The sequence below is a fragment of the Lentzea alba genome (genome assembly GCF_011067745.1).
Taxonomy (GTDB): Bacteria; Actinomycetota; Actinomycetes; order Mycobacteriales; family Pseudonocardiaceae; genus Lentzea; species Lentzea alba.
On sequence record NZ_JAAMPJ010000016.1, the window covers coordinates 109,493 to 135,511 of the forward strand.

The 26,019-nt window shown below is 67.4% G+C and carries 29 protein-coding genes; 9 read left to right on the plus strand and 20 right to left on the minus strand.

Annotated features, from left to right (window positions below; genetic code table 11):
- Window positions 1-43 precede the first annotated feature (43 nt).
- A complete protein-coding gene (locus G7043_RS41930; protein ID WP_166054298.1) occupies window positions 44-424 on the plus strand; it encodes a VOC family protein in 381 nt (126 codons plus the stop codon).
- On the opposite strand, the gene G7043_RS41935 is transcribed toward G7043_RS41930, so the two are convergent.
- The 5 genes from G7043_RS41935 to G7043_RS41955 all read right to left on the minus strand — a co-directional run bounded on the left by G7043_RS41935 (window position 421) and on the right by G7043_RS41955 (window position 6,796).
- Window positions 421-759, minus strand: a complete 339-nt coding sequence (locus tag G7043_RS41935) for an MmcQ/YjbR family DNA-binding protein (protein ID WP_207312467.1) — start codon at window positions 757-759, stop codon at window positions 421-423. The genes G7043_RS41930 and G7043_RS41935 overlap by 4 nt on opposite strands.
- Before the next feature lie 13 nt (window positions 760-772).
- On the minus strand, window positions 773-1,204 hold the full coding sequence (locus tag G7043_RS41940) for a MarR family winged helix-turn-helix transcriptional regulator (RefSeq protein WP_313888349.1): 432 nt from the start codon (window positions 1,202-1,204) through the stop codon (window positions 773-775).
- A gap of 50 nt (window positions 1,205-1,254) precedes the next feature.
- Entirely contained in the window at window positions 1,255-2,898 is a 1,644-nt protein-coding gene (locus G7043_RS41945; protein WP_166054300.1) for a hypothetical protein, read from the minus strand.
- 573 nt (window positions 2,899-3,471) lie between these two features.
- The gene (uvrB, locus tag G7043_RS41950; protein WP_166054301.1) at window positions 3,472-5,634 is read right to left on the minus strand and encodes an excinuclease ABC subunit UvrB; all 2,163 of its coding nucleotides are present in this window, start codon (window positions 5,632-5,634) and stop codon (window positions 3,472-3,474) included.
- Between the two features lie 55 nt (window positions 5,635-5,689).
- Window positions 5,690-6,796, minus strand: a complete 1,107-nt coding sequence (locus tag G7043_RS41955) for a DUF5685 family protein (protein WP_166054302.1) — start codon at window positions 6,794-6,796, stop codon at window positions 5,690-5,692.
- A gap of 50 nt (window positions 6,797-6,846) precedes the next feature.
- On the opposite strand from G7043_RS41955, the gene G7043_RS41960 reads away from it, so the two are divergent.
- A complete protein-coding gene (locus tag G7043_RS41960) occupies window positions 6,847-7,356 on the plus strand; it encodes a DUF402 domain-containing protein (protein WP_166054303.1) in 510 nt (169 codons plus the stop codon).
- Between the two features lie 88 nt (window positions 7,357-7,444).
- Window positions 7,445-7,963 (plus strand): DUF402 domain-containing protein, encoded by a 519-nt coding sequence (locus tag G7043_RS41965; RefSeq protein WP_166054304.1) that lies wholly within the window; start codon window positions 7,445-7,447, stop codon window positions 7,961-7,963.
- Here G7043_RS41965 and coaE read toward each other — a convergent pair.
- The 4 genes from coaE to rpsA all read right to left on the minus strand — a co-directional run bounded on the left by coaE (window position 7,939) and on the right by rpsA (window position 12,452).
- Entirely contained in the window at window positions 7,939-9,087 is a 1,149-nt protein-coding gene (gene coaE / locus G7043_RS41970; RefSeq protein WP_166054305.1) for a dephospho-CoA kinase, read from the minus strand. The genes G7043_RS41965 and coaE overlap by 25 nt on opposite strands.
- Window positions 9,088-9,097: 10 nt before the next feature.
- Complete coding sequence (locus G7043_RS41975; protein ID WP_166054306.1) at window positions 9,098-9,718, minus strand: hypothetical protein; 621 nt, start codon at window positions 9,716-9,718, stop codon at window positions 9,098-9,100.
- Between the two features lie 125 nt (window positions 9,719-9,843).
- On the minus strand, window positions 9,844-10,755 hold the full coding sequence (locus G7043_RS41980) for a hypothetical protein (protein WP_166054307.1): 912 nt from the start codon (window positions 10,753-10,755) through the stop codon (window positions 9,844-9,846).
- Between the two features lie 206 nt (window positions 10,756-10,961).
- Window positions 10,962-12,452, minus strand: a complete 1,491-nt coding sequence (rpsA, locus tag G7043_RS41985) for a 30S ribosomal protein S1 (protein WP_166054308.1) — start codon at window positions 12,450-12,452, stop codon at window positions 10,962-10,964.
- Between the two features lie 179 nt (window positions 12,453-12,631).
- Between rpsA and G7043_RS41990 the strand changes: the two genes are divergently transcribed.
- The 5 genes from G7043_RS41990 (at window position 12,632) to G7043_RS42010 (ending at window position 17,599) form a co-directional block, all read left to right on the plus strand.
- Entirely contained in the window at window positions 12,632-13,465 is an 834-nt protein-coding gene (locus G7043_RS41990) for a class I SAM-dependent methyltransferase (RefSeq protein WP_166054309.1), read from the plus strand.
- Window positions 13,466-13,476: 11 nt separating this feature from the next.
- The gene (locus tag G7043_RS41995) at window positions 13,477-14,397 is read left to right on the plus strand and encodes a GNAT family N-acetyltransferase (RefSeq protein ID WP_166054310.1); all 921 of its coding nucleotides are present in this window, start codon (window positions 13,477-13,479) and stop codon (window positions 14,395-14,397) included.
- 78 nt (window positions 14,398-14,475) lie between these two features.
- Window positions 14,476-15,105: an ATP-binding cassette domain-containing protein gene (locus G7043_RS42000; protein ID WP_166054311.1), complete on the plus strand. Its 630-nt coding sequence runs from the start codon at window positions 14,476-14,478 to the stop codon at window positions 15,103-15,105.
- Window positions 15,102-17,027 (plus strand): YhgE/Pip domain-containing protein, encoded by a 1,926-nt coding sequence (locus G7043_RS42005; RefSeq protein WP_166054312.1) that lies wholly within the window; start codon window positions 15,102-15,104, stop codon window positions 17,025-17,027. The genes G7043_RS42000 and G7043_RS42005 overlap by 4 nt, the downstream gene beginning before the upstream one ends.
- On the plus strand, window positions 17,024-17,599 hold the full coding sequence (locus G7043_RS42010; protein ID WP_166054313.1) for a TetR/AcrR family transcriptional regulator: 576 nt from the start codon (window positions 17,024-17,026) through the stop codon (window positions 17,597-17,599). The genes G7043_RS42005 and G7043_RS42010 overlap by 4 nt, the downstream gene beginning before the upstream one ends.
- On the opposite strand, the gene G7043_RS42015 is transcribed toward G7043_RS42010, so the two are convergent.
- Together G7043_RS42015 and G7043_RS42020 are read right to left on the minus strand one after the other, a co-directional pair.
- Window positions 17,596-18,102 carry a hypothetical protein gene (locus tag G7043_RS42015; RefSeq protein ID WP_166054314.1) on the minus strand — a complete coding sequence of 169 codons (507 nt, stop codon included), beginning with the start codon at window positions 18,100-18,102 and terminating at the stop codon, window positions 17,596-17,598. The genes G7043_RS42010 and G7043_RS42015 overlap by 4 nt on opposite strands.
- The gene (locus tag G7043_RS42020) at window positions 18,102-18,656 is read right to left on the minus strand and encodes a DUF4328 domain-containing protein (protein ID WP_166054315.1); all 555 of its coding nucleotides are present in this window, start codon (window positions 18,654-18,656) and stop codon (window positions 18,102-18,104) included. Before G7043_RS42020 ends, G7043_RS42015 begins: the two co-directional genes overlap by 1 nt.
- A 145-nt stretch (window positions 18,657-18,801) precedes the next feature.
- Between G7043_RS42020 and G7043_RS42025 the strand changes: the two genes are divergently transcribed.
- Complete coding sequence (locus G7043_RS42025; protein ID WP_166054316.1) at window positions 18,802-19,248, plus strand: hypothetical protein; 447 nt, start codon at window positions 18,802-18,804, stop codon at window positions 19,246-19,248.
- Window positions 19,249-19,251: 3 nt separating this feature from the next.
- On the opposite strand, the gene G7043_RS42030 is transcribed toward G7043_RS42025, so the two are convergent.
- The 9 genes from G7043_RS42030 to G7043_RS42070 all read right to left on the minus strand — a co-directional run bounded on the left by G7043_RS42030 (window position 19,252) and on the right by G7043_RS42070 (window position 26,012).
- A complete protein-coding gene (locus G7043_RS42030) occupies window positions 19,252-19,764 on the minus strand; it encodes a hypothetical protein (RefSeq protein WP_313888350.1) in 513 nt (170 codons plus the stop codon).
- Window positions 19,761-20,333 (minus strand): AAA family ATPase, encoded by a 573-nt coding sequence (locus tag G7043_RS42035; RefSeq protein ID WP_166054317.1) that lies wholly within the window; start codon window positions 20,331-20,333, stop codon window positions 19,761-19,763. Before G7043_RS42035 ends, G7043_RS42030 begins: the two co-directional genes overlap by 4 nt.
- 325 nt (window positions 20,334-20,658) lie before the next feature.
- Window positions 20,659-20,862: a cold-shock protein gene (locus G7043_RS42040; RefSeq protein ID WP_086665400.1), complete on the minus strand. Its 204-nt coding sequence runs from the start codon at window positions 20,860-20,862 to the stop codon at window positions 20,659-20,661.
- Between the two features lie 177 nt (window positions 20,863-21,039).
- Window positions 21,040-21,555 (minus strand): hypothetical protein, encoded by a 516-nt coding sequence (locus G7043_RS42045; protein ID WP_166054318.1) that lies wholly within the window; start codon window positions 21,553-21,555, stop codon window positions 21,040-21,042.
- Between the two features lie 36 nt (window positions 21,556-21,591).
- Complete coding sequence (locus G7043_RS42050; RefSeq protein WP_166054319.1) at window positions 21,592-22,641, minus strand: Gfo/Idh/MocA family protein; 1,050 nt, start codon at window positions 22,639-22,641, stop codon at window positions 21,592-21,594.
- A 5-nt stretch (window positions 22,642-22,646) separates the two neighbouring features.
- Window positions 22,647-23,135, minus strand: coding sequence for a hypothetical protein (locus G7043_RS42055; protein ID WP_166054320.1), 489 nt, complete (start codon window positions 23,133-23,135; stop codon window positions 22,647-22,649).
- Window positions 23,132-23,959, minus strand: coding sequence for a carbohydrate ABC transporter permease (locus tag G7043_RS42060; RefSeq protein ID WP_166054321.1), 828 nt, complete (start codon window positions 23,957-23,959; stop codon window positions 23,132-23,134). Before G7043_RS42060 ends, G7043_RS42055 begins: the two co-directional genes overlap by 4 nt.
- Window positions 23,956-24,771 carry a carbohydrate ABC transporter permease gene (locus tag G7043_RS42065; RefSeq protein WP_390829426.1) on the minus strand — a complete coding sequence of 272 codons (816 nt, stop codon included), beginning with the start codon at window positions 24,769-24,771 and terminating at the stop codon, window positions 23,956-23,958. The genes G7043_RS42060 and G7043_RS42065 overlap by 4 nt, the downstream gene beginning before the upstream one ends.
- Window positions 24,771-26,012: an ABC transporter substrate-binding protein gene (locus G7043_RS42070; RefSeq protein ID WP_166054322.1), complete on the minus strand. Its 1,242-nt coding sequence runs from the start codon at window positions 26,010-26,012 to the stop codon at window positions 24,771-24,773. Before G7043_RS42070 ends, G7043_RS42065 begins: the two co-directional genes overlap by 1 nt.
- Between the last annotated feature and the right edge of the window lie 7 nt (window positions 26,013-26,019).

A 26,019-nucleotide genomic window follows, 5' to 3' on the forward strand; every position in this document is an offset into this window, starting at 1 on the left:
GAGCCAATGCGGACAACCACTGTCCGGAGTAGCGTCCCGGCTCATGTCACGTCCTGTGCACTTCGAGATCCACGCCGCAGATCCCGAGCGAGCGCGGAACTTCTACTCCTCCGTCTTCGGCTGGAAGATCGAGCAGTGGGGTGACGTCCCCTACTGGATCATCACCACCGGCGACGACGACCAGCCCGGCGTCAACGGCGGACTGCTGCCCCGCCGCGGTCCCGACCCCGCACCCGACGCACCGGTCCACGGGTTCGTCATGACGATCAGCGTCGTCGACATCGACGTCACCATCGCGGCCATCGAGGCCGGCGGCGGCACGGTGGCGCTGCCGAAGGGCAAGATGCCCGGCGTCGGCCTGCTCGCCTACTACAAGGACACCGAGGGCAACATCTTCGGCATCCTGCAGCCCGACGAGCGTTAGGGGCGCTTCTTCTTCGGCAACCGCGCGACGACGGCCTCGTAGGAGCCGTCGACCAGCTCCAGCAGGTCGTCGTCGGGCACCGAACCCTTGAGCGCGACGGTGTTCCAGCCGTAGCGCCCGACGTACCCGCTGACCGTGATGTCGTCGGGGAAGCGTTCGCGCCACGGCGCGGCGGCCTCTGCGTCGGCACCGCACTTGAGGCCGACGGTGTGCCCGTCCAGCCCGATGAACGCGAACGCCTTGCCGCCCACCTTGCACACCAACTCGGCGTCGCCCCACGGATACGTCTCCTCCGCGCCCGGCTTCCCTGCGCAGTAGGCGATCAGCTCATCCATTGTCACGACAGGATTATCGCCCGCCGAACACGGCGACGAAACGCGTGAGCAGTTGCGCGAACGCCGCCCGCTCCTCGTCGCTCCAGTCCGCCATCGCCGTCGCACACGCGGCCTGCCGCGCCCGGTGCAACTCCGCCGACGTAGCACGTCCACGCGGCGTGCGCACGAGCAACACGCGCCGCCCGTCCGCCTTGTCCGCGACCCGCGAGATCAGCCCGGCGTCGACGGCACTCGTGACGAGCTTGCTGGCCCGCGGCTGATCGACGTGCAACGCCGAAGCCACACTGGACACTGTCGCCTGGACACCGGTGCGCTCGGCCGTTTCCACGACGTCGAGCACGTCGAACGCCGGTACGGCCAGCTCGGCGAGCGCTCGGCGGGACTGGCTGCGCCGCATCGCAATGAGTGCCTGCTCCACCGCGGCGAGGTGGGGGTCCACGTTCACCCCGAGATCATTGCCGTCCTGCGCCGTGACGAAAGCTGTCAGCCGACATCTCACCCCAGAGGGCGATTTATGCCATAAGCACGCATGGTCGTCTGCTCAACGGAGTTACCCGCCGCATCCACCGCCTTCACGTTGAGCGACACGAACTCCGCCCCCACCGGATGCGACACCAGCGCCGTCCACCGCGCCTTGGCCCCGACCACCGGCACGCGCCGCCAGGTAGCTCCGTCATCCACCGACGCCTGCACCGCCACGCTCTTCACCGCCGCCGCGCCCACCGACCCGGCCTGCGGCACCACGTTGACGTCCACCGGAAACACCCGACACCCGGCAGGCGCGCGGTTCAGATCGTCGAACGCGCCGGAAATCCGGACAGTAGGCACCGGCAGGTACACGTTCCCCTCGGTCTTCCCCGACACGAACTCGAACCGACCGGACACCTTGGGCGCGAACGGCGTCCACTTGGGGCTGCGCGAAGCCTCAACGTCCAACACGTACCGCACCGGCGCCTCAGCCAACCCGGAGAACGTCGCGAACACCCCATCGCGCTCCACGATCACCTCACCCTCCACAGTGGACAGCTGAGTCCGCGCCACCACGTACGGCCCACCGAACACGAATTCGTCCGACGCGTCCGCCTCCCCCGGCGCGAACGGCCAGTGCTGCACGTACCCGCTGTCCCCGAACCGCACCAACCCGTGAAACCCGCGCAAGTTCAGATCCGTGCTGGCCGCCACCCCGTTCCACGACCGAATCCCGGTCCGTCCAGCCACGAACACCGGCCGCCCGGCACTGATGTGCCCGTCGAACCCGACACCAGGCTGCGACAAGGGCCGCTGGAAGAAGTCCATGACCCACTTGACGTCCGCACGCCCCGTGAAGTGCTCCACCCGCCGCGACGGAATCGGCAGATCGAACACCACCCCGAACGTAACGCCCTGCCCCTTCACGTAAAACGGCGACGACGACCGCGACCCAACAGCCGGTGCCCCCTGCGCCCGATACCGAGCCTTCTCCGCATACAACTCGCGATCCCGCACCCGAGGCGCGAGCACCTCAGGAATCCCACCCTCGTACGGCGACGCCACGAAGTACTCGTGCCCGCCCCCACCCCAAACCTGGAACGTCCCGAAGTTGAAGTACCCAGCATCCGCCTTCACCGGCACCGCGAACAACCGATCCTGCGACCGCGTGGACACCCCGGTCTGCACCCGGCCCCCGCCGACCCGGTACACCGCGTCCATCCCGACGTACTTCCGCCCCACCACCCGATCGAACTGCGCCCCGACCTCTTTCCCTTGGCGCGCATCAACAGTAATGGCCAGATCCCGATCCAACCGGATCTTCCCGGTACTGGCCCAAGTGTGCTCACGATCCCCGTGAACCACCACGTCCAAGGAGTACTCACCAGGCGCCAACCGCAACTTGGCAACCCCACCCACCGGCGCCTCGAAGTCCGAACTCTCCCCAGTCCCAAGATCAAGCGCGCTGACCTCGGCATCCGACGGCCGCCCATCCCGCCCAACAATGGTCACCGTCAACTCGAGCAGGTCCCCGCGCCGCTCGGCAACGCGCCCAACGACAGGGGACAGGGGATCCGTGCCGTCACCCGCCTCCCCGAGCAGCGCGGTGACGTCGAACAACCTCTTGTCGACCTTGCCCCCGCGCAGCAACGGAACAGCATCCCGCGGCACCACGTGAATGTGCCCGTCCTTGGTACGCCACTGCCGGAAGAACACCTCATCCCGCCCAGCCCCAGGCAGAATCGTGACCTGATCCCCTTGCACAGCAACACGATCGCCCGACCCGAGCGTGACAATCCGAGCTGGCGCAGCCAGCCGCGGCACACTGGACGGCAGCCGCTCCGCCACAGCCGCCGGAACCAGAACAGTCCCCACAACCGCGACAACCACAGCACCAACCGCAACCCCGCGCAGCATGAACGCCTCCCGCCACCAGCACGAACCAGCAGCGCAGCGGCGAGTGCGCAACCCGACACTGGCCGGGAAACCGTTTTCCGTCAAGCACCAGACGGACGAGTGCAGCGAGGCCAAAGTCAACGCGACGGCGAAGCCGAGCAGTCAGCCACCCAAACGCAACCACCAACGCAACAGCACCCCGCCAAACGCAACAGGCGTGCCATCAACCCGCGCGCGGCGCTGGACGGCTCCTTTGGGAGTGCCGGGGGTCAGGGGGCAGAGCCCCCAGCCCACGCACGCAACGCAACACGCCCAACGCAACCCGACCACCCACCCGGTCGCGATGGATCACTTCACTCCAGCCGCGTCCATCCCCCGCAGCTCCTTCTTCAAATCCTGAATCTCATCCCTCAACCGAGCCGCCAACTCGAACTGCAGCTCCCGAGCCGCGTTCATCATCTGATCGGTCAACGACTGCACCAGATCAGCGAGCTCCGACCGGGCCATCCCAGACCGCTCATGCGCCTGCAAAACCCCAGCCGACCGACCACCCTCCCCGGTGGCCCGCTTCCCCCGAGACTGGTTCCGCCCAGACCCCCCGACCGGAACCTCGTCCTCGACCTCGGAGTAAACAGCCTCCAAAATGTCCGTGATCTTCTTCCGGAGAGGCTGCGGATCGATTCCGCGCTCGGTGTTGTAGGCGACCTGCTTCTCGCGCCGCCGATTGGTCTCCTCAATCGCGTGGCGCATCGAGTCCGTGATCCGGTCCGCATACATGTGGACCTCACCGGACACGTTACGAGCGGCACGACCAATCGTCTGCACCAGCGAAGTCCCCGACCGCAGGAACCCTTCCTTGTCGGCGTCCAGAATCGCGACCAGCGACACCTCGGGAAGGTCCAACCCCTCCCGAAGGAGGTTGATGCCGATCAACACGTCGAACTCACCGAGGCGGAGCTGGCGCAGCAACTCCACCCGGCGCAAGGTGTCGACCTCGGAGTGCAGGTACCGGACCCGGATCCCCAGTTCCAGCAGGTAGTCCGTCAGGTCCTCTGCCATCTTCTTGGTCAGCGTCGTGACCAGGACGCGCTCGTCGCGCTCGGCCCGTTCGCGGATCGAGTGCACGAGGTCGTCGATCTGGCCCTCGGTCGGCTTCACCACGACCTCGGGGTCGACCAGACCGGTGGGCCGGATGACCTGCTCGACGAACTCACCGCCGGACTGCCCCAGCTCGTACGGGCCGGGCGTCGCGGACAGGTAGACGACCTGGCCGATCCGGTCGGCGAACTCCTCCCAGGTCAGCGGGCGGTTGTCCAGCGCGGACGGCAGCCGGAAGCCGTGCTCGACGAGGTTGCGCTTGCGGGACGCGTCGCCCTCGTACATGCCACCGATCTGCGGCACGGTCACGTGCGACTCGTCGATGACCATCAGGAAGTCGTCCGGGAAGTAGTCCAGCAGCGTGGCCGGCGCCGTGCCCGCGCCGCGGCCGTCGATGTGGCGGGAGTAGTTCTCGATGCCGTTGCAGAACCCGACCTGACGCATCATCTCGATGTCGTAGGACGTGCGCATGCGCAGGCGCTGCGCCTCCAGCAGCTTGCCCTGGCGCTCCATCTGGGCCAGCGTCGTCTCGAGCTCGGCCTCGATGTCGCGGATGGCCCGCTCCATCCGCTCCGGGCCCGCGACGTAGTGCGTGGCCGGGAAGATGCGCAGGTCGGACACCTCTCGGACGATGTCGCCGGTCAGCGGGTGCAGGTAGTAGAGCTTGTCGATCTCGTCGCCGAAGAACTCGACGCGGACCGCGAGCTCCTCGTAGGACGGGATGATCTCGACCGTGTCGCCGCGCACGCGGAACGAGCCGCGGGTGAACGACATGTCGTTGCGGGTGTACTGGACGTCGACCAGCAGGCGCAGGAACGCGTCGCGGTCGACCTCGACGCCCGTCTCCAGCCTGATCGAGCGGTCGAGGTACGACTGGGGCGTGCCCAGGCCGTAGATGCACGACACCGAGGCGACCACGATGACGTCGCGCCGGGTGAGCAGCGACATCGTGGCGGAGTGACGCAGACGCTCGACGTCCTCGTTGATCGAGGAGTCCTTCTCGATGTACGTGTCCGTCTGCGGGATGTACGCCTCTGGCTGGTAATAGTCGTAGTAGCTGACGAAGTACTCGACCGCGTTGTGCGGGAAGAGCTCCTTCAGCTCGTTCGCCAGCTGGGCCGCCAGCGTCTTGTTCGGCGCCATGACCAGCGTGGGGCGCTGCAGCCGTTCGACCAGCCACGCCGTGGTCGCCGACTTGCCGGTACCGGTGGCGCCGAGCAGCACCACGTCGCGCTCGCCGGAGCGCACGCGGCGTTCGAGGTCGTCGATGGCAGCGGGCTGGTCACCGGCCGGCTGGTACTCGCTGACCACGCGGAACTGCCCGTCGGAGCGGACGATGTCGCCGACGGGACGGTGCTCGGAGTGCGCCTTGACGGTGCTCTCCTCTGGCGGGAGCTCGGTTGCGAAAGCCACGGGAAGCACGTTACGCCGGGGGTCTGACAATTTCAGATCGCCCCTGGTCAGGCCCCTAATCGCACGGGCAGCAGTTGCAGTCGCAGTCGCAGTTCGGGCCGCAGTCCCCACCGGGGTCGCATCCGTCGCGCCGCTTGTCGCTCCACGGACCGGGGAACGGGTCGCGGCAGCAGAACTGGCAGGTCCCGCACATGTAGAGGAACGCCCCGCAGCCCTCGAAGCACCCGCGCCGCTGCGGCTGCCAGTTCAGCCTCGGGTACGACCAGAGGCCGCTGCCCGGATCCGACCAGCGCGGCTTGCCCGGCGGGTGCTCGTGCCGCTTCCGCTTGCCGAACACCCGGATGATCGACTCCTCCAGCTCGTGCACCAACAGCTTGTGCACGAGCCGCGCGTCGGTGAACTCGACCTCGTCGAGCGCCAGCCTGATGCCCGTCACGGCGTCCAGGCACAGCCGGCGCGCCTCGTCGACCGACGTCCCGGTGGCGATCAACGGGTTCCACGCGCCCGCGGCGCGGTCCTCCTCCAGGTCCTCCACCGCGTCGATCAGATGCGCGACCCGTCCGAACAGCCGTCCCACCTCGCGCAACGGCTCCGCGTTGCCGGGTCTCCCGGCGATGAACGCCGTCTGGGCGACCGCGAACCCGGTCGCGGTCTCCGTCGGCTCGGTCACCACCAGCACCGAGCTGCCCAGCCCCGCCGCGGCCTCGACCAACGGCTGCCGCCGCACCGAATCCACCATCACCGACGCGTCGAACCCGAGGTCGGACGCCGTACCCAGCCCCTTGGCGGCCCAGCGCTGCGCCACCGCGCGCCCCGCCCACCCGAGCCGGCCTGCCAGCCCGTCCCCGTCGTCCACGTGGTCGTGGATCTTCAACGATGCCAGCACCAGCGACACCGACGCCGCCAGCCGCGCGCCGTCGCCGATGGCCACGTCCGCGGACTTCATGCCCCGCAACGCACACGGACCCGCCGTCCGCCGCGACACCGCGGACTGCGCCTCGACCGCGGCCGAGATCATCAACCCGTCGTAGTTGGTGACAAGGCGCGAGAGGTGACCGTGCTCGTCGCGCAACGACAGACACATCCCGCACAGGTGGGCGAGCCACGAGGACCGCAGCTCAGCGCCCATTCTGTTGCGGCAGGGGCGGATGATCCCGAACATGCGGCGCATCCTAAGTGGCCGTCTCAGGTTTCGATGGCAGTATCGGCCACGTGGCACACATCCATCCGCCGAAGATCGAGTACTTCGACCTGGACGCCAAGAGCAACACGGATCCCAAGGGGCTGCTGAGAAGCGTCGACGAGTACCGCCTCACCCCGACCGGCCTCTACATGTTCCGGCCGCTCGCCGGGCACCCGAAGATCAGCCACTTCGAGAGCTGGTTCGTGCCCAAGCTCAACGTCCGGGTCACCCGCCAGTCCTGGCACCCCGGGCACGAGCTGGACTTCGACTTCTACGTCGACGTCGTCGAGATCTCCGCCGTCGGCAGTGTCTGGAAAACCACCGATCTGTACCTCGACCTGATCGTCCGGACGGGCCAGAGCACGATCGTTCTGGACACCGACGAGTTGATCTCCGCAGTTCAGCACAACCTGATCACTCCGGAACGCGCGCAGTGGGCGCTGGAAACCACCTACTCGGCGGTGTCCGGCATTTCAGCGCACGGTCACGATGTCGTCAGGTGGCTCACCTCTTCGGGTTGTCCTACCTCGTGGCGTTGATACACAGAGTGTGTTCGTCATCTGACCGTGACGTAACGAATCGACCCGGCGTGTAACTGGGAGCACTTATTTGACTACCCTCGGCGTCGTGGGAGCGGTCACTACACCTCAGCTGGTCGATGTCGTCGACACCATTTCCGGAGTGCGCACCTATTCGTCCGGCGGCTCGCGAACTCTCAGTTCGTGCGATGTCGAACGGTGGGGCCTGAGGATCGAACATCCCACGCCGGAGGACCCGTTCTCCGACGCCGAGGTCACCTGGCTGATGCCCGAACTGGGCGTGCGCCTGACCACCTACCGCGCCCGTTCCCGGCACGCCCGCAGCGGCCCGAGCGTGCTGTCCGCGGTGCGCGTCGAGCGCGACCACCGCCACTGGCAGACCACGGACCTGTTGCTGGGACTGGCAGTTCCCGGCGGCACCACGGCCCGCATCGTGCGCAGCGAGGAGTTCGCCGCCGCCGTCGCGGGCCGCGTGCTGCGACCGGGCGACGCCGACCAGGCTCTGCGCACGGTCCACCGCACCCTCGAAGAGCTCAGCAACGTCAACCACAACCTGACCTCGTGGCTGACGTGGCACGGCATCTACGACGCCTGGCCGCCCCTGTAAGCCGCGACCCGCGCGACGGCCGACTCCATGAACGGTTCCTTCGCCTCACCGTAGGCAAAACCGTTGGCGTCGGCCGCAAACCGCCCCGACAGCGCCAGCTTGAGCTCCGCGTACTCCTCCCGCGCCTGCGCGTCGTGCCGCAGCCAGTCGCGGAAATCGACCGCCCACCGCCAGTTGGCCGCGCCCTCGATCCGCACGTGCAGGTTCACCCGCCGCCCCGGATCCGCCCCGGCGTGCAGCCGCTTGCTCCACTCGCCCTCACCACGCGGCGTGTCCTCGTACGGCCCGACATACGGAAACCCGGCCTGTGCCAACGTTTCCCGCAACCCGTCCGCACTCTCCATGTCCTCGACCGCGAGCTGGAAGTCGAGCACGTCCTTGGCCGCGAGCCCAGGCACCGACGTGGACCCGATGTGCTCCACGTGCCGCCCCCCGACCGCCACACTGATCCGCCGCGCGATCCGCCGCGCCTGCGCGGGCCACCGTTCGTCGTACGGCACCACGATCGGCGAACCGGACGCGTAAGACTGCGTCCGCACGTTCTTCTCGAACCCCACGAGCCGGTCCCACAACCCCGTGACGTCCGGAACCTCACCGGAGTTGTCCAGCCACACGTCCGCAACGGCCCGGCGCTGCTCATCGGTGGCCTGCGCGGCAATCCGGTTCTCGGCGTCCTGCCGATCCATGCCCCGACTGGTGACCAGCCGCTCCAACCGCGTGGCCGAGTCCGCGTAGACGACGATCACCAGGTGGTACGCCGCCGCCATGTCCCGCTCCACCAGCAACGGGATGTCGTGGACGACAATGGCGTCCTCGGCCGCCTCGGCCATCCGCTGCCCGGTCAACGCCCCGATGCGCGGATGCGTGATCCCGTTGAGCGTCTGCCGAGCCTCTTCACTCGCAAACGCCTTGGCCGCCAACGCGGCCCGGTTCAACGTGCCGTCGCCGTTCAACACGTCCGCACCGAACGCCTTCACGACCTCTTTGAGCCCGTCGCTGCCGGGCTCCAGCACCTCACGCGCAAGCTTGTCCGCATCGATGACGACCGCGCCGTTCTCCGCGAGCAGCTTCGCCACCGTCGACTTGCCGGACCCGATTCCCCCGGTCAACCCCACCCTGAGCATGCCGCACAGGTTAGACCGGCGGCGTCATCGACTGCTGGGCGAGCACCGGCAAAATGGCCAGGAGCTTGGCCTGGGGGATGAAGTTGTTGCGGTTGCGCACCACGAACGTCGACTTCCCGAGAGACCCGATGAGCAACTGCTCGTCCTTGCCCTCGATCAACGTCCCCTTCTGCTTCCCGACATCGACCTCGGTGACCTTCGCCCCGTCGGCCCGCTCAGCGTCGACGCTCTCGGTGACCCGCGTACGAGCCGTCAACTCGTCCGTGTACGTGGACAACCCGATGACGATCTTCGCGTCCGGCAGGTTCTTCTTCTCGGGAATCCCGTAGTAACAATCGATCTTGCCGGTCCGCCCGATCCCGGGCTCCTTGATCCCGATGATGATCCGCGGCTCCCCCGGCAACTCCTGCCCCAGCGTCGCGTTCATCACCTCGACCGGCACCACGAGCTCGCAGTCGTCCGGCAACGCGGGCCGATCCACCATCACCGGAATCCGCGACGGCGTGGTAGGCGGCGTGATCTTCGGAATCTGCGGCGGCGGCGCCTGGGTTTGCGGCACCGAGGGCGAGCAGGCGGCGCAGACCGTCAGCGCAACCGCGCCCAGTGCCACGACGAACATGTTCCCACGCATAGGTTTGTCAACCTACACAACGGACTCAGCCCTCCACCACAGAGTGAACGGGTGGCGCACCATGTCGTGGCCCAGCGTCCGGTCGAGGCGTCTGCAAGTACCACCAACTCATGATCAAATCGCCGCTAACTACCCCCAACTCCTCTGGCGCTCAAGCCTCGCCGCACCGCAGCCACGAACCCGTCCGGATCGTGCATCACGTCCCACCACGTGAATCTGAGCAGCGTCCAACCGAGTTGCAGCAGGCGGTTCTGCCTCTGCCGATCGCGGTACAACGCGCGCGGCGCGTTGTGCACGGCAACGCCATCGAACTCCAGACCGAGTCGACACTCCGGATAGGCGGCATCAAGGCGAGCTACGAACTCGTCACCGTCGAACACCTCGTATTGAGCGACCGGCAACACAACGCCCCCATCCTTCAGGGCAAGCCTGCCGGCGGTTTCCAGGATGGATTCGGCACACCCGTCAGCCTCAGCTACCCGCAGCTTGACCACACCGTCGCCTCGCCCTCCAGCGCGAGCAGACAAAGACTTCGCGATCTCACGGAGGGAGACGATCCCGCGGCGGACGGCATCGTCGATGGCCCACACGGCATTGAGTCTGGCCACGTCAGCAGACATGTCGAGCAACGATCGCACCGCGGTGGTGACAGGCACTCCATCACGAAATTCGACGTCACCGAGCGCAAGAGTCCTGCCATGACAGATCAGCTCGCGTCTCCGAATACGTCGCTCGTTGCGAGCGACGGTGACGTGCTCAGGCCATCTCCCGTCAGGTGTTGCCAGACCATGGACCCGCGCAGCCGTCTGGTGACTGGCGACAGCATCTGTCACGCCGGAACTCAGCACGGCAGCTCTTGCCAAGGCCAACGGAGCTATCTCCGGCGCTCGTCGCACATACACGCAACGTTGCACACGGCGAATTCGTCCCGTGCGCAGCGCCTTCATGATCTGGTCTGGATCCACGCCGGCGCGCAGCGCTCGCTCGCGCAGGATCAATCCGTCGTGCTCGATTACATCGTCGATCCACTCGTCCATGTGCCACACAATGACCCAGCGCGACCGAGCGATGTGACGGCACTCGTCAACCTGTGGATAACCCAGACAGTTGGTAGTAGAAAAGTGCTAGTTGATCTTGGGTTGGTGGTACTTGCAGACGCCAGAAGACCAGAACGACGAAGGCCCCCGCACCGAAGTGCGGGGGCCTTGCGTTCAGTCAGCTACCCGAAGGAGCCGACAGCGACTCACATGCCGCCCGACAGCTTCTCGCGGAGCGCCGCGAGCTGCTCGTCGGAGGCCAGCGTGCCACCGGACTGGGCCGGCGCGCCGACCGACGTGGAAGGAGCGTCGCCACCGGAGGTGTAGTTGCCCGCACCCTCGGCCGTGGCCTCTTCCTCGGCCTCGGCGGCCTTGCGGATCTGCTTCATGTGGGCCTCGTAACGAGTGTGCGCCTCGGCGTACTGGCGCTCCCACTCCTCACGCTGCTTGTCGAAGCCGTCCTGCCACTCCTGGGTCTCCGGGTCGAAGCCCTCAGGGTAGATGTAGTTGCCCTGGTCGTCGTACTCGGCGGCCATGCCGTACTGGGTCGGGTCGAACTCGGTGTCGACCGTGAAGCCCTCGTTGGCCTGCTTGAGCGACAGCGAGATGCGACGGCGGTCGAGGTCGATGTCGATGACCTTGACCATGACGTCGTCGCCGACCTGGACGACCTGCTCCGGGATCTCGACGTGGCGCTCGGCCAGCTCGGAGATGTGGACCAGGCCCTCGATGCCCTCGTCCACGCGGACGAACGCACCGAACGGAACCAGCTTCGTGACCTTGCCCGGCACGATCTGGGAGATCGCGTGGGTGCGGGCGAACTGGCGCCACGGGTCTTCCTGGGTCGCCTTCAGCGACAGGGACACGCGCTCGCGCTCCATGTCGACGTCGAGGACCTCGACGGTGACTTCCTGGCCGACCTCGACAACCTCGGACGGGTGGTCGATGTGCTTCCAGGACAGCTCCGAGACGTGGACGAGACCGTCGACGCCACCCAGGTCCACGAAGGCACCGAAGTTGACGATCGAGGACACGACGCCCTTGCGGACCTGGCCCTTCTGCAGCTGGTTGAGGAACTCGCTGCGGACCTCGGACTGGGTCTGCTCGAGCCACGCGCGGCGGGACAGGACCACGTTGTTGCGGTTCTTGTCCAGCTCGATGATCTTCGCCTCGAGCTCACGGCCGACGTACGGCTGGAGGTCGCGGACGCGACGCATCTCGACGAGCGAGGCGGGGAGGAAGCCGCGGAGGCCGATGTCGAGGATGAGACCACCCTTGACGACCTCGATGACCGTGCCCTTGACGGGCTCGTCCTTCTCCTTGAGGGCCTCGATGGTGCCCCAGGCGCGCTCGTACTGGGCGCGCTTCTTGGAGAGGATCAGACGGCCTTCCTTGTCCTCCTTCTGGAGAACAAGCGCCTCGACCTCGTCACCAACCTTGACAACCTCGTTGGGGTCGACGTCGTGCTTGATCGACAGTTCGCGCGAGGGGATGACGCCCTCGGTCTTGTAGCCGATGTCGAGCAGGACCTCGTCCCGGTCGACCTTGACGATGGTGCCCTCAACGATGTCGCCGTCGTTGAAGTACTTGATCGTCTTGTCGATAGCTGCGAGGAAGTCCTCCTCCGTCCCGATGTCGTTGATCGCGACCTGCTTGGGCGCAGCGGCAACGGGGGCGGTGGTGGTGTCGGTGGACATTAGGTAGGTGGCTCCGGTACGGATTGGCATTGATGGTCTGGTAGTGGTGCGCGCGCAGCGTCGCAGCGACCTGGAATCCGGCGGTTCTGGATCATGGGCAGCACTAACCCACTACGCACGCGATATCGTACGCGGCCGCGAGACGCGCAAGCAAACCAGCCCCCATGTGAAGGAGCAGTGTGTCCAACCAGCACGCGAGTGCCGAACAAGCGCTCGGCACGGCCGGCATCGTGAAGCGCGGGGCGGACGCCGCCGAGTCACGCTCGGCGAACCGCATCTGGTGGGACGCGGACGCGGACGACTACCACGACACGCACGGCGAATTCCTCGGCGCGGCGGACTTCGTCTGGTGCCCTGAGGGAGTGCGCGAGGAAGAGGTTCGTTTCCTCGGCGAAATCGCTGGTCAGAGCATCCTCGAGGTCGGCGCCGGCAGTGCTCCGTGCGCCCGCTGGCTCAAGGCGAACAAGGCGAACGTCGTCGCGCTCGACATCTCCGAGGGCATGCTCCGCCACGCGCGTGAGAACAACGCCAAGACCGGCATCGACGTGCCTCTCGTCCAGGCCAGCGCCGACCAACTGCCCTTCACGAGCGACTCCTTCGACGCCGCCTGCTCGGCGTTCGGCGCCGTGCCGTTCGTCGCGAACGTGCAGGAAGTCTTCAGCGAGGTCGCCCGCGTGCTCAGGCCGGGCGGCAGCTGGGTCTTCGCGGTCAACCACCCGATGCGCTGGATCTTCCCGGACGACCCCGGCCCGCTCGGCCTCACCGTCACGCAGTCGTACTTCGACCGCACCCCCTATGTAGAGGTCGACGGCGAGGGCCACGCGACCTACGTCGAGCACCACCGCACGCTCGGCGACTACGTCCGCGCGCTCACGAACACCGGGTTCGTGCTGGAAGACCTCGTCGAGCCCGAGTGGCCGAAGGGCCACACCCGCAACTGGGGCCAGTGGAGCCCGCTGCGGGGCAAGCTCTTCCCCGGCACCGCGATCTTCCGGACCCGTCTGACGTCGTAACCTCCTCGTTCATGACCTCGGCACGCGGACTAGTGGCGGCCCAGTCAGCTCGTTTCGCGGCACTGGACCCGTTGCTCCCGCCGGCAGCGGAACCGCCGATGGACGGCCACGTCATCACGGCGGCACTCGCGGACGGCGCGCGCGTCGCCGGGCTCATCAGCCACCAGACCTTCGACCGGCACTCGACCACACGGCTGTGGTCGGCGGCGGAGGTGTGGGAGCTGCTACCGCTGGTCGGCGAGACACAAGGCATGGACGCGCTCCTCACGCGGTGGCGCCGGCACCTCGACACGCAGGAGATAGGCGAGGACACGGCGTGCGTCGTGCACTGGCCGAGCCGTGACACGAAGGCCGCACGGGCGTTCCTCGACCACGGTCTGGTGCCGCTGTCCGTGCTCGGCGTCCGGCTGCGCACTCCGCAGCAGCACCTCCCCCGCACGCTCACGATCCGCCGGGCCACCCCGCACGACCTCGAATCCGTGCTGGAGCTGTCGCTCGCGGAACTGGAGTACTCGTCGTTCGTCGGCTCGACGATCGTCCGCCCGGAGGCAACGGCCCTCAAACGGCGCGCGCTCGCCGAACGGCTGAACGCCGCGAGCCCCATCTGGCTCGCCGAACGCGACGGCATCGCGGTGGCGCTCGCCGAGTGCGCGATCGTGTCGTCCGAACCGGGCACGAGCGCGGCCACGAGGCTGCCGCGCGGCCGCTGGGGCTATGTGAACTGCGTCTCCGTGCTGCCGGGGGCCCGCGGCGCCGGCATCGGCCAGCAGCTCGTCGCCTACGCCCACCAGGAACTTCACCGGATGGGCGCGGTCGGCACGTACCTCTACTACAACCCGCCGAACCCGCTGAGCTCGGTGTTCTGGCCGCGTCAGGGCTACCGGCCGCTGTGGACCGTGTGGGAAGTACGCCCCGCCTCCGCCCTTAGGTGACCAATGTCCGAGTTGCCACGCGACCAGGACTGCGCGAGAATTTGTACTGACCGGTCAGTTTAAACGGAAGGTAAAGACGTGGAGATCCACGCAAGTCGCGCAGGTGTCAACGGGGGACATGGTCCCCTGCTCCGGCCGACTTCGCTGACCGTGAAGCCGGGCGAGCTCACGCTGGTCGCGGGCGAGCCGGGCACCGGTCACACCGCGTTCGGCCTGCTGCTCTCCGGCCGCATGAAGCCCTCCACGGGCACGGTGTCGCCGGACGCGAAGCTGCTGCGCAAGCAGGTCGTGCTGGTCGACGCCCCTGAAGTGAACGAGCCGGAGGAAGCGCTGACCCTGGCCGCCGTCGTCGGTGAGGAGCTCGCGATGAACGGCATGCCGTCGGGCAAGAAGGCGGTGCACGACTGGTTGGTCGAGCACGCCGCCGACGAGCACGCGACCAAGCGTTTCGAGCACGTGCCGGCGCACACGCGGTGCGCGGTGATGCTCGAACTGGCCTCCGCACGTCCCGGCGTCACGACGCTCGTCCTCGACTGCCCGGACCGGTATCACCCCAACCCGCGCGAGTGGTTCGCCTTGGCTCAGGACTACGTGAACCCTGAACGGTCCGTGGTCGCCCTGTGCTCGAACTCCTCCGCTCACATCCTCGACATCCCGCACGCGCGCCTTGGTGAGGACAACGACACCAAGATGGAGATCAACGCATGAGCGCCCTTCGCATGGCCTTCAACGAACTTCGCCGGATCACCTCCGGCAAGCTCCCCAAGCTCGCCGTCCTGGCCCTGGCGCTCGTGCCGCTGCTGTACGCGTCGCTCTACCTGTACGCCAACAAGGATCCGTACGCGAACCTCAACCAGGTCCCCGCCGCACTGGTGGTGAAGGACAAGGGCACCAAGGACCTCAACGCCGGCAAAGACGTCGGGGACGAGCTGCTCAAGGGCAACAAGTTCAAGTGGCAGGTCGTCGACACCCCTGCCGACGCCGACGAGGGCGTGCGCAAGGGCAAGTACATCTTCGCCCTCACGCTCCCGGAGGACTTCTCCGAAGCACTCACGTCGGCCGAGCAGAACAAGCCGCGCCAAGGCGTGCTGACGCTGACGACCAACGACGCCAACAACTACCTGGGCAGCACGATCGCGAACCAGGTCGTCTCCGAGGTGCGCCGCGCCGTCACGGCGAAGGTCTCCACCGAGGCCGCCGACAAGCTGCTGCTCGGCTTCTCCACGATCCGCCAGGAGACCACCAAGGCGGCGGACGGCGCGACGAAGCTCGCGGACGGCGCCTCACAACTGCGCAACGGCGTGAACGAGCTCGACAGCGGCCAACGCCAGCTGCTCGACGGCGCGACGCAGGCCGCGAACGGCGCCGCACAGCTGCGCGACGGCACGCACCAGCTGCGTTCGCAGACCTCGGTCCTGCCCGACAGCACCCGGCAGCTCGCGAGCGGCGCACGCCAGGTCTCGGACGGCAACGCGACCGCCGCCGCACAGGCCGAGGCGTACGCGCAGAAGGCCCAGGCGCTCGTCGGAGTACTCGACCAGGCCAACGGTGACATCGCGAACCGGTTGCGCACCTTGGGTTTCACCGAGGAACAGGTGCAGCACGTGCTGTCCACCATCGGTCAGGTCCGCAAGCCCGTCGACGACGCCAACGGCAAGGTCCAGGGTGCCGCCGGCGATCTCCGCAAGCTCGCGAACGGCGCGGACCAGGTGGCCGACGGCGCCGAACTGCTCGCGTCGAAGATGCCCGGTCTGGTCGACGGGGTCGGCAAGCTCGACGACGGTGCCACGAAACTGGCGGACGGCACCGCACAGCTGCGAGACGGCGAGCAGAAGGCCGTGGACGGCACCACCAAGCTGAAGGACGGCTCGAACCAGCTCGCCGACGGCTCCGCCCAGCTGCGCGACGGCCTCACCGGAGGCGTGGACAAGATCCCGAACGCGGACGACCCGACTCGTGCGGCGATCGCCCAGGCCATCGGTGACCCGGTGGCGGTGCGCGGCCTGTCCCAGACGAAGGCCGCCACGTACGGCGCGGGCCTGGCTCCGTTCTTCCTGGGCCTGGCGACGTGGATCGGCGCGTTCGTGTTGTTCCTGCTGCTGCGCCCGCTCTCACGCCGTGCGCTGGCGGCCGGTCAGTCCGCGCTGCGAGTGGCGTTGGGCGGCTGGTTGCCTGGCGCGTTGCTCGGCATCGTGCAGGTGCTGGTGATGTTCACGGTCGTGCGGTTCGTGGTGGACATCGAGCCGTCGAACCCCGTCGGCACGTTCGGGTTCCTCGTGCTCATGTCGCTGACGTTCGTGGCGATCCTGCACGCGCTGAACGCCGCGTTCGGTGCCGTCGGCAAGTTCCTCGGCCTGATCCTGCTGATCCTGCAGCTGGTCAGCGCGGGTGGCACGTTCCCGTGGCAGACGATCCCGGTGCCGCTGTACCCGCTGCACTACGGCCTGCCGATGGGCTACGCGGTCGACGGCCTGCGCCATCTGATGTACGGCGGCGACCTGGGCAGCGTGGGACAGGACGCATTGATCCTTCTCGCCTGGCTGGTCGGAGCCCTAGCCTTGACGTCCGTGGCGGCCTACAAGCAGCGGGTGTGGACAGCGTCGAAGCTGAAGCCGGAGCTGGTCCTGTGAGCGCGAGAACCACCGCGACCAAGCAGAAGCTCTTCGACGCGGCGTTGAAGCTGGTCGGCGAACGGGGCGCGGCCTCGGTCACGGTCGACGAGATCGCCGCGGAGGCGGGCGTCGCCAAGGGCACCATCTACTACAACTTCGCCTCGAAGGACGCCCTGGTCGAGGCACTGCTGCGGCACGGCGTGGAGATCCTCGCGGGCCGGCTGCGGTCCGCGGAGGGCTCCGAGGACTCGCTGGAGGCGCTGGTCGACGAGATGCTCGGCTTCTGGGCCGAGTACCCGGCGTTCGGCCAGCTCCTGGTCTCCGAGCTGTGGCGCACGCCGGGGCAGTGGCACGGCACTCTCTCGCTGCTGCGCGACGACATCGTGTCGATCGTGCGCGGTCACATGAAGCGCCTGTCCGACGCGGGCCGCCTGCCCGAGGGGGTCGAGGTCGGCACCGCGTCGGCGGCGTTGTTCGGAACGCTGCTCGTGATCGCGCTGGACTGGCAGGTGTTCCAGCCGGACCGGTCACGGGCGGAGGTGCGGGACTCCGTCATGCACCTGGTGCGCGGGCTCGGGCCGGGCCGTTAGAGCTCAGTCAGCCGTTCGGGCCGCTGCAGGGCGCTGACCTGCGCGATCACCACCACCGCGAGTGCGGCCGCCACGACGGCCAGCACGGCGGACGTGATCGCGACCGCGCGGTAGCCGGATCCGCTGCCGGCGAAGACCTCGACCGCCTCGGACGCCATCATGGCGAGGAAGGTCCACTGCCACGGCTTGATCCAGCGGCTGGGCACGCGCTGCTCGAACGGCACGTCCCGCTGAGCGAGATCGGACGCCCGCCAGATGTCCGCCATCCGCTTCACCTCGCGCAACGCGATGGCTCCGGCGTTGTGCGACGCGTTGCGGACCCAGAACCCGAACACCAGGCCGGCGAAGCCCGTCAGCAGCAGCACCAACAGGTCCAGCAGCGCGTCGCGGGCGTCCGGGTGGAGCGCGGTGGCCACCACGGACGTGACGGCCACCCCCACGATCATCACCTGGGTCACGTGGCCGGTGATCCGGACGTCTTTCAGATCGATGTACGCACCCATCACGCCTCCACCTGGACGGCTTCCTGCATCGCGTTGACGCGCTTGATCATCTGCGCGGCCAGCACGGCCGCGACGACCAGGCCCGCGGCGGAGATCGTCGACAGCAACGCGTAGTCGTCCAGCGCGGCCCGGCCGGACACCACACCGAGCGCGTTCGAACCGATGTAGGTGATCCACCAGGCCGTGACGAGACCGCTCTGGGGCCGCTTCTGCAGCCCGACCATCGGTTGCGTGCGGTCAGACCCACGCCAGATGTCCTGCATCACCGCGTACGGGATGAACAGGTTCCCGAACGGGATGAACCAACCCAGGACCACCCACATGTTCGTCCAGCGGTGCTGGTGCCTGGACGTGATGGTGTCGGAGTTGAGCCGCGCCTGACGCATCCAGGCGACGAACAGCACACCTCCCACGAGCTGCACGAACAGTGCGATGAAGTTTGCGGCCAAGTCCGACGCCGGGTCGACGGAGGTCCACAGCAGGGCGGCCGTGACGACCTGGGTCCCCGCCGAGAACGCGATCATCCCCGTCGCCGCCGTGCCGATTCCGCGCACGGGTCTGACAACCTCTGAGCTCAAGTGATTCCCCCAGGAAAAGCGCACGTCCCCCGACGTCGGCGCGGAGCGTACATCCTCAACGCCCGATCGAGCGATACCTTTGGTCGTGCGGGGCGAAAAGGCCGCCGGTACGAACGAAGGCATGCCGAAACTGCTGAGCCTCGCCGCCGCCCTGCTCACGACCGTCGCGCTCACGACCTCCCCGGCGCTCGCCGCGGAACCCGCCACGGCCACCGCCGACTTCCAGGAAGCGCTGTTCTCCCCCGTCGACGGCACCCTCGACTTCGAGGAGACAGCCGACGGCATCAAGGTCGTCGGCAAGTTCCAGAAGGGCTTCGCCTCCAGCAGTCCGGACGACTACCAGCTGCAGGTCCTCGACAACACCACGGTGGTCGTGGACTTCAGCAAGGACTTCCAGAAGGTCGCCGAGATCACGCCGCCGGCGGTCGAGGAGTTCGAGTTCACCACGAAGACCAAGCAGAAGATCGCGGACATCCGCAACGAGGACGTGGTCATCCGTCAGCTCGTGGACGTGGCGGCAGGCATCAAGGTGCAGGCCGAGATCGGCCGCACGAAGGTCGTCAAGTAGCGGTCAGCGGGCGTCCTCGTAGTGCAGCGAGGGCGCCCGCCCTTCCAACGCCCGTTCGACCGCCTCCAGCACGGCACGGCTCGTGCGCTGTGCGGCGTCGTGAGAGAAGTGACCGAGCAACACCTGCTGCGTCGGGTTCGGCAGCACCGGATCCGGCACCGGCGCGCACGTGTGCACCTCCACCACCGGCGCGCCTTCTGCCAGAAGGTGGTGCACGGCTTGTAGAACGTTCGCGCGGTAGGTGGTGTGCACCCACGCGACCAACAGGTTCACCGGCTTGCCCTGCAGTTCGTACTCGACCTCGGACGCCAGCTCAGCGGGCTTCGCCCAGTCCGCTCGCACCCACGTAGGCCGGTGTCCCCGCGAGATCGACGCCCGCGCCGCCCGTCCGGGCCCGTCGTCGGCCATCAACGGCTGGGTCCGCGACGGCAGCACCACCCGCCACCCGCGCGCCGTCAGCACCTGCGCGCACCCCGCCAACATCCCGGTCCCGCCGAGCACCAGTGCGGTTCTCACCGAGCACGCTCCTCCCCGACCGAGGCCAGCGGCCCTGCCAGCCACCGTTCCACCTGCCCCTGCCCGCGCAACCGCACGACCACGACCTGGTCGACCAGGGCGAGCACCCTGGCCCGGTTGCGCCGGTAGGTCTTCCAGCCCCATCGCAGAATGTGCTCGGAGTCCGTGAACACCGACCACAGCGGCGATTCCTGGTTACCGTTCCACAACTCCACCCTGCCCGCGCGACGTCTGATCGTGCGACTGACCAGCCGTCCCATCACCGTCGCGAACGGGTGATCGAGCCACACCACCGTGTCCGCGCGCGCCAGCAGTACCGGCCGCGCCTCGTGGTACTGGAACTCGGTCACCCAGCTGTCGTCATCCGCGAAGGCCTCGACCTCGCTCAGGAACTCCGGCCGGGGCGTCCACCGCGGACCCCAGTAGAGGCTGTCGAGCTCGACCCGCCGCGGGCCGTGCTGCCCGGCGATGCGCAGGCAGAGCGTCGACTTGCCGGATCCCGTGTTGCCGGCGACGAGGATGCGCCGGGGCACGTGCGGCAGCGGATCAGCTGGTCCGAGCAACGGCATCGGGTCAGGCTAGGCCAGAAGCCAATGATCACAACACTTTCGTCGCCAGGCTCCGAAGATGAAGGAGCTGGTGTTCCGCGGCATCACGACGAGGGATCCGGAGCAGATCCGCTGGATCGGCCTGGCGTCGAACCGGACCGCTCCGACCGAGGTGCTCGGTGAGCTGGCTCTCGGCGACCACAACCTGCTGGTGCTCCTCAGCGCCTGCTGGAACCCGTCACTGCCGATCCCGGTGGTGTGGCGGATCGTCGAGCCGCTGCGCCAGGCGGGAAAACAAAAACGCAGGGCCCCCGGAACTCCGGGGACCCTGCGCCTTGAAACAACGTCAGAGAGCGGTGACGTTCGTCGCCTGCGGGCCCTTCTGGCCCTGCGTGACGTCGAACGAGACCTTCTGGTTCTCCTCGAGGCTGCGGTAGCCGCCGCCGTTGAGGGCCGAGTAGTGGACGAAGACGTCAGCGCCGCCGTCCTCGGGGGCGATGAAGCCGAAGCCCTTTTCGGCGTTGAACCACTTGACGGTGCCGTTTGCCATGTACTGCTCCTTCAATGCTGAAGAGCAGACCACACTTTGTGGCCGCTCCAGTGGTTGGTCGTGAGCTGACCGCCCCAACCGCTAAGAAGGAGAATCGCTCGCAACTGAAGTTCGGCGAGCGTGAAATGACACGAACACAAAACCGCAACCAGCGAACACTCTACCGCATCCGAGCCGCTAGCGTCGCTTCCGCTGAGGAACTGCGAACCGCTGCTGCATGGACGTGATCCGCCAGATCAGGAAGACCGCCAGACCGGCCGCTACCAGCGCACATAGCGTCGACAGGGTCGAAAACACGACGTAGGCGGGCGTGTCGAGGAGCAGTGACTCGAGTATGTCGCACATCACCATGGCGAGGAACGCGTACTGCCAGGGCCTGATCAACGGGCTGGCCACGCGCTGGTCGAACGGCACCTCCCGCTGCTCGGGGTCACTGGCCTTCCACACCTGCGGCATCATCCGCACGCCGTGCAGGGCGATCGCCTCGGCGTTGTGGGTGGCGGCACGGAACCACAGCAGGAACGCCACGGCCGCCGGCACGATCAGCACGATGGCGAGGAAGCTCCACGAGGACGACCCGCCCCGCCAGTCGTTGATCGTGCCCCAGACCGACTCGGCCGCGACGAGCGCGATCAAGCCCTGGCTCACGTGGCCAGTCAGCCGGACGTCCTTCAAGTCGATGTAGGTGTCCACGCACAACTCCCCGAACACAGCGGATCCGGCGGGAGACTACCGCCCGAAACCGCAGCCCAGCTCGTCGAAAGTCGCGATCTTCTCGGCGGCGCGCACGACCACCTCGTCGATGCCGTCCAGGATCACCCGATCGCCCATGCGGCGGGCGGGCAGCAGTGGCACGTCCGCCTTGCCGCATTGCTCCACAACGGACGTGAACGCCCGTGCGGCGGCCAGCGGGGCGACTAGGGGTGCGCCGGTCTGCCGGTGCCTGATCAGGTTCTCCAGGAGGTCGACGGGTGGTGGCACGGCCATCTTGTGATCGTTGACCGTCAACCGGTCGTCGTCGTACCACCACACAGCCTGGCCCAACGAGCCGTGCACCAGCACGACCGGTGGCAACGATGTCGAGGCGCACAGCGTGGTGGCGACCACGACCGGAGGAACGCCATCGGCCGTCACTCGCACACAGGCCGTGTCGTCGGCGGTGATCGTGTCGCGGCAACGGAACAGCTCCAGCTCGACCGTGATGTCCGACCGTTCTTCTACGTCGGCGAGCAACAGTGCGTTCTGCAGAGCGTGCGCGAACGGGTTCACCAAAGTCCCGTCCTCGCCCTGCCGGCCAGCCCACGTCGCGCGCTCGTAGTAGGAGTCCGTGCGCACCCAACGGCCTGCGGCGCCGATACCGGAGATGTCGCCCAACGCGCCGGAGCCGATCAACGAGCAGAGCCGGCGATACGACCCCGTCCCCTGCGACTGGAACCCGACCTGACACACCAGCCCGCGTTTCACCGCCGCCGCGGCGATCTCCTCGTAGTCGGCCACCGACAGCAGCGCCGGTTTCTCCACCAGCACGTCGCAGCCCAGCTCGAACGCGTCGAGCACGAGATCCCGATGAGTCGACGGCGGTGAGGAGATCAGCACGACCTCGGGGTGGAGTTCGGCCGCCAGCGACGGCAGGTCCGGGTAGGACGGCACCGGCACGTCTCCCACGTCCGCCACGTCGACGACGCCGACGAAGGTGGCGACCCCGTCGTGGCCGAGCCGGAGCAGGTTCTCCACGTGCCGCGCCCCGTGCCCCCGAGCGCCGACCAGCGCAACACGCATCGTTCTCACCCTTCTCGGGTGGACTCCGCCGCCAGCGCCAGGGGTCCGCCGATCACCAGCGCCAGCGGAGGCAGGGCCCACACCAGCACACCGGCGACCACCAACGCGGCCATCAGCATCGGCCGAGGTGCTTCGAATTTCAATGCGCCGCGCCCACCAAGACACGCTTGCGCCAGGATCCATGCCCCGATGGCGGAAGCGGCGACCAGCACAGCGCCCCGAACGGGCCACGGCGCGGGCAGCACGGTCATCACCAGCACGACGTCCACCACCAGCACCAGGCCCACCACCGCGAACACCACACCCGGCACCCACCGCACACGCAGCAGCGACCAGAACCGCCCGGCCGGAAGACCGCCCCGCAGGACGGCGCACGCCGCCCCGAAAGCCGAGAACGCGGTCACCAGCGGGAGCGATGCCACGAACACGAACACGCCGATCAGCAGGGTGTCGGCGAGAGTCTCCAGCCGTCCTGTGGCATCTCTCGGGGTCATCCCTTCAGTCCCGTCGTGGCCACGCCGGCGACCAGGAACCGCTGGAACGCCAGGAAGAACAACCCGATCGGCACCAGCGACAGCACCGACATCGCGAACATCGGCCCGTACGAGGACGACGACGTCTGGTCGATGAACAGCCGCAGCCCCATCGGGATCGTGTAGTTCTCGGTCGACGACAGGTAGATCAGCTGCGAGAAGAAGTCGTTCCAGGTCCAGATGAACGTGAAGATCGCCGTGGTCACCATCGCCGGTCTGGACAGCGGCAGCACAACGTACCGGTAGTTGCGGATCGGGCCGCACCCGTCGATCTTCGCCGCCTCGTCCAGCTCCGCCGGGATGCCGCGCATGAACTGCACCATCAGGAACACGAAGAACGCGTCGGTCGCCAGCAGCTTCGGCAGGATCAGCGGCACGAACGTGTCGATCATCCCCAACTGCTGGAACACCACGTATTGCGGGATCAGCGTGACGTGCGCGGGCAGCATGATCGTGACCAGCGCGAACGCGAACAGCGGGCCGTTGAGCCGGAACCGCAGCCGCGCGAACGCGTACGCGGCCAGCGAGCACGACACGACGTTGCCGATCACCGCACCGCTCGCCACGATCGTCGAGTTGCCCAGGAACGTCCAGAACGACTCGCCGCCCGCACCTTCGAGAGCACCTCGGTACCCGTCGGTGGTCACGCGTCCGGGGAACAGCGACCGGAGGTTCGAGACGAGGTCCTCGACCGGTGTGAGCGACGCCGAGATCAGCCACACGATCGGATACAGCACCAACGCCAGCGCGGCCAGGCACAGCAGGAAGACCACAGCCCGCTTCATCGTTCGTCCCCGTAGAACACCCAGTACCGCGAAGTGCGGAACAGCACCGCGGTGATCAGCGCGATCGCCACCAGCAGCACCCACGCCATGGCCGACGCGTAACCCATGCGGAACTCCGTGAACCCGCGCTCGTACAGGTAGAGCGTGTAGAACAACGTCGAGTCGGCCGGTCCCCCGCGCCCGCCGCTCACCACGAACGCCTGCGTGAACGCCTGGAACGCGTGGATCGTCTCCAGCACGAGGTTGAAGAACAGCACCGGCGAGAGCATCGGCAGCGTGATGGAGGCCAGCTTGCGCCACCACCCGGCGCCGTCCACCGCGGCGGCGTCGAACAGGTCGCGCGGGATCTGCTGCAGGCCCGCCAGGAAGATCACCATCGGGGCGCCGAACTGCCAGGCGGACAGCAGCACGATGGTGACCAGGGAGGTGTCCGGCAGGTCGACCCAGGTGTCGAAGATCGCCCGCCACGCCAGCGCCAGCCCGACCGACGCACCCAGCAACGAGGGTGCGTAGAACGCCGACCGGAAGAACGCCTGCCCTTTGCCGCGCAACGAGTTCAGCAGCAACGCGACGGCCAACGCCAAGACGAGCTTCAACGGCACCGACCACGCGACGTACTTCAACGTCACGCCGACCGACTGCAGATAACGCGGGTCATCGCCGAACAGCTTGGCGTAGTTGTCGAGGCCGACCCACTGAGGTTCGTTGAACAGGTCGTAGTCGGTGAACGACAGGTACAGCGACACGACCATGGGCGCGACGGTGAGACCGATAGCGCCGAGCAGCCACGGTCCCAGAAACAGGTACGGCACTACTTCAAAGCTTCTTCCGCGTCACGCCAGAACTCGTCCAACGCCTGGTCAATCGTCTTCTTCCCGAACACGACTTCCTCGTGCTTGCGCTGCATCAGCTTGTAGATCGCGCCGTCACCTTTCGGCGGGGCGGGCGGGGCGTCACCGAGCTTCGCGTCGACCGACTTCTCGTACTCGAAGATCACCTTGTTGGCACCGCTGAGGTTCTGCGCCACGGCCTCGCGGATCTTCAGGTTCGCCGGCAGGCCGCGGTTCGCGCCGAGAACCTTGCCCGCGTCCGGGTCGTTGAGCAGGAAGTCGATGAGCTTGACCGCCGCGTCCTTGTTCTTGGTGCGGGCGGACGCGCTGATCAGCTGCGACGGCTTGCGGTACGAACCGAGCGTCTCGTTGTTGTCACTGGGATACGGGCCGAGTTTGAGCTCGTCCGGGCGCACCGTGTTGTAACCGCCGTAGAGGCTGTCGTAGCTGTGTTCGGAGGCGCTGAGCTTCTTGCCCATCGGGGTCTGCTCGGCACCCGCGTTCAGCGTCGTCACCAGCTCGGCCGGAGTCGTGGCCCGCGCGTCGCGGAAGTCCTTGGAGAGCTGCCAGAACGCCTTCAGGTCGTCCTTCGAGTAACCGAGCTTGCCGTTGTCGTAGAGCGCTTTGCCGCGCTGCCGCAGCCAGGTCTCGAAGACGTCCTCGGTGCCGCCGAAGTCCGTGGAGCCCGCGATCTTGCCGCCGGTGCTCGCCTGGATCTTGCCCGCGATCTCCTTGTAGTCGGCCCAGGTCCAGCCGATCTTCGGTTCGGCCACACCCGCCGCCGCGAACAGCTTCGGGTCGTAGACGATCGTGGTGGCGTTCTGCGCCAAGGGCATCGCGACCTGCTTGCCGTTCAGCTCGCCGCTGCCGACGAAGCCGGCGTTCCAGTCCGCGGTGCGGATCTCCTTGCCCACGTACGGGGTGAGGTCCAGCAACACGTTGCGGCCCGCGTACTCGTTGAGGTAGCGGTAGTCCATCTGGATCACGTCCGGCGCGTTGCCGCCCGCGATCTCGGTGGAGAGCTTCTCGAAGTAGTTCTGGAAGTTCTGGAACGAGGTCGAGACCTTGATGTTCGGGTTGCGACTCTCGAACAGCTTCACCGCCTCGGTGGTCACCTTGGCGCGGTCGTCGTTGCCCCACCAGATGAAGCGGATCTCGGTCTGACCGTTCGCGCTGGATCCGCCGCCACAGCCCGACGCCACCAGCACGGCGCCGAGTGCCAAGCCCACA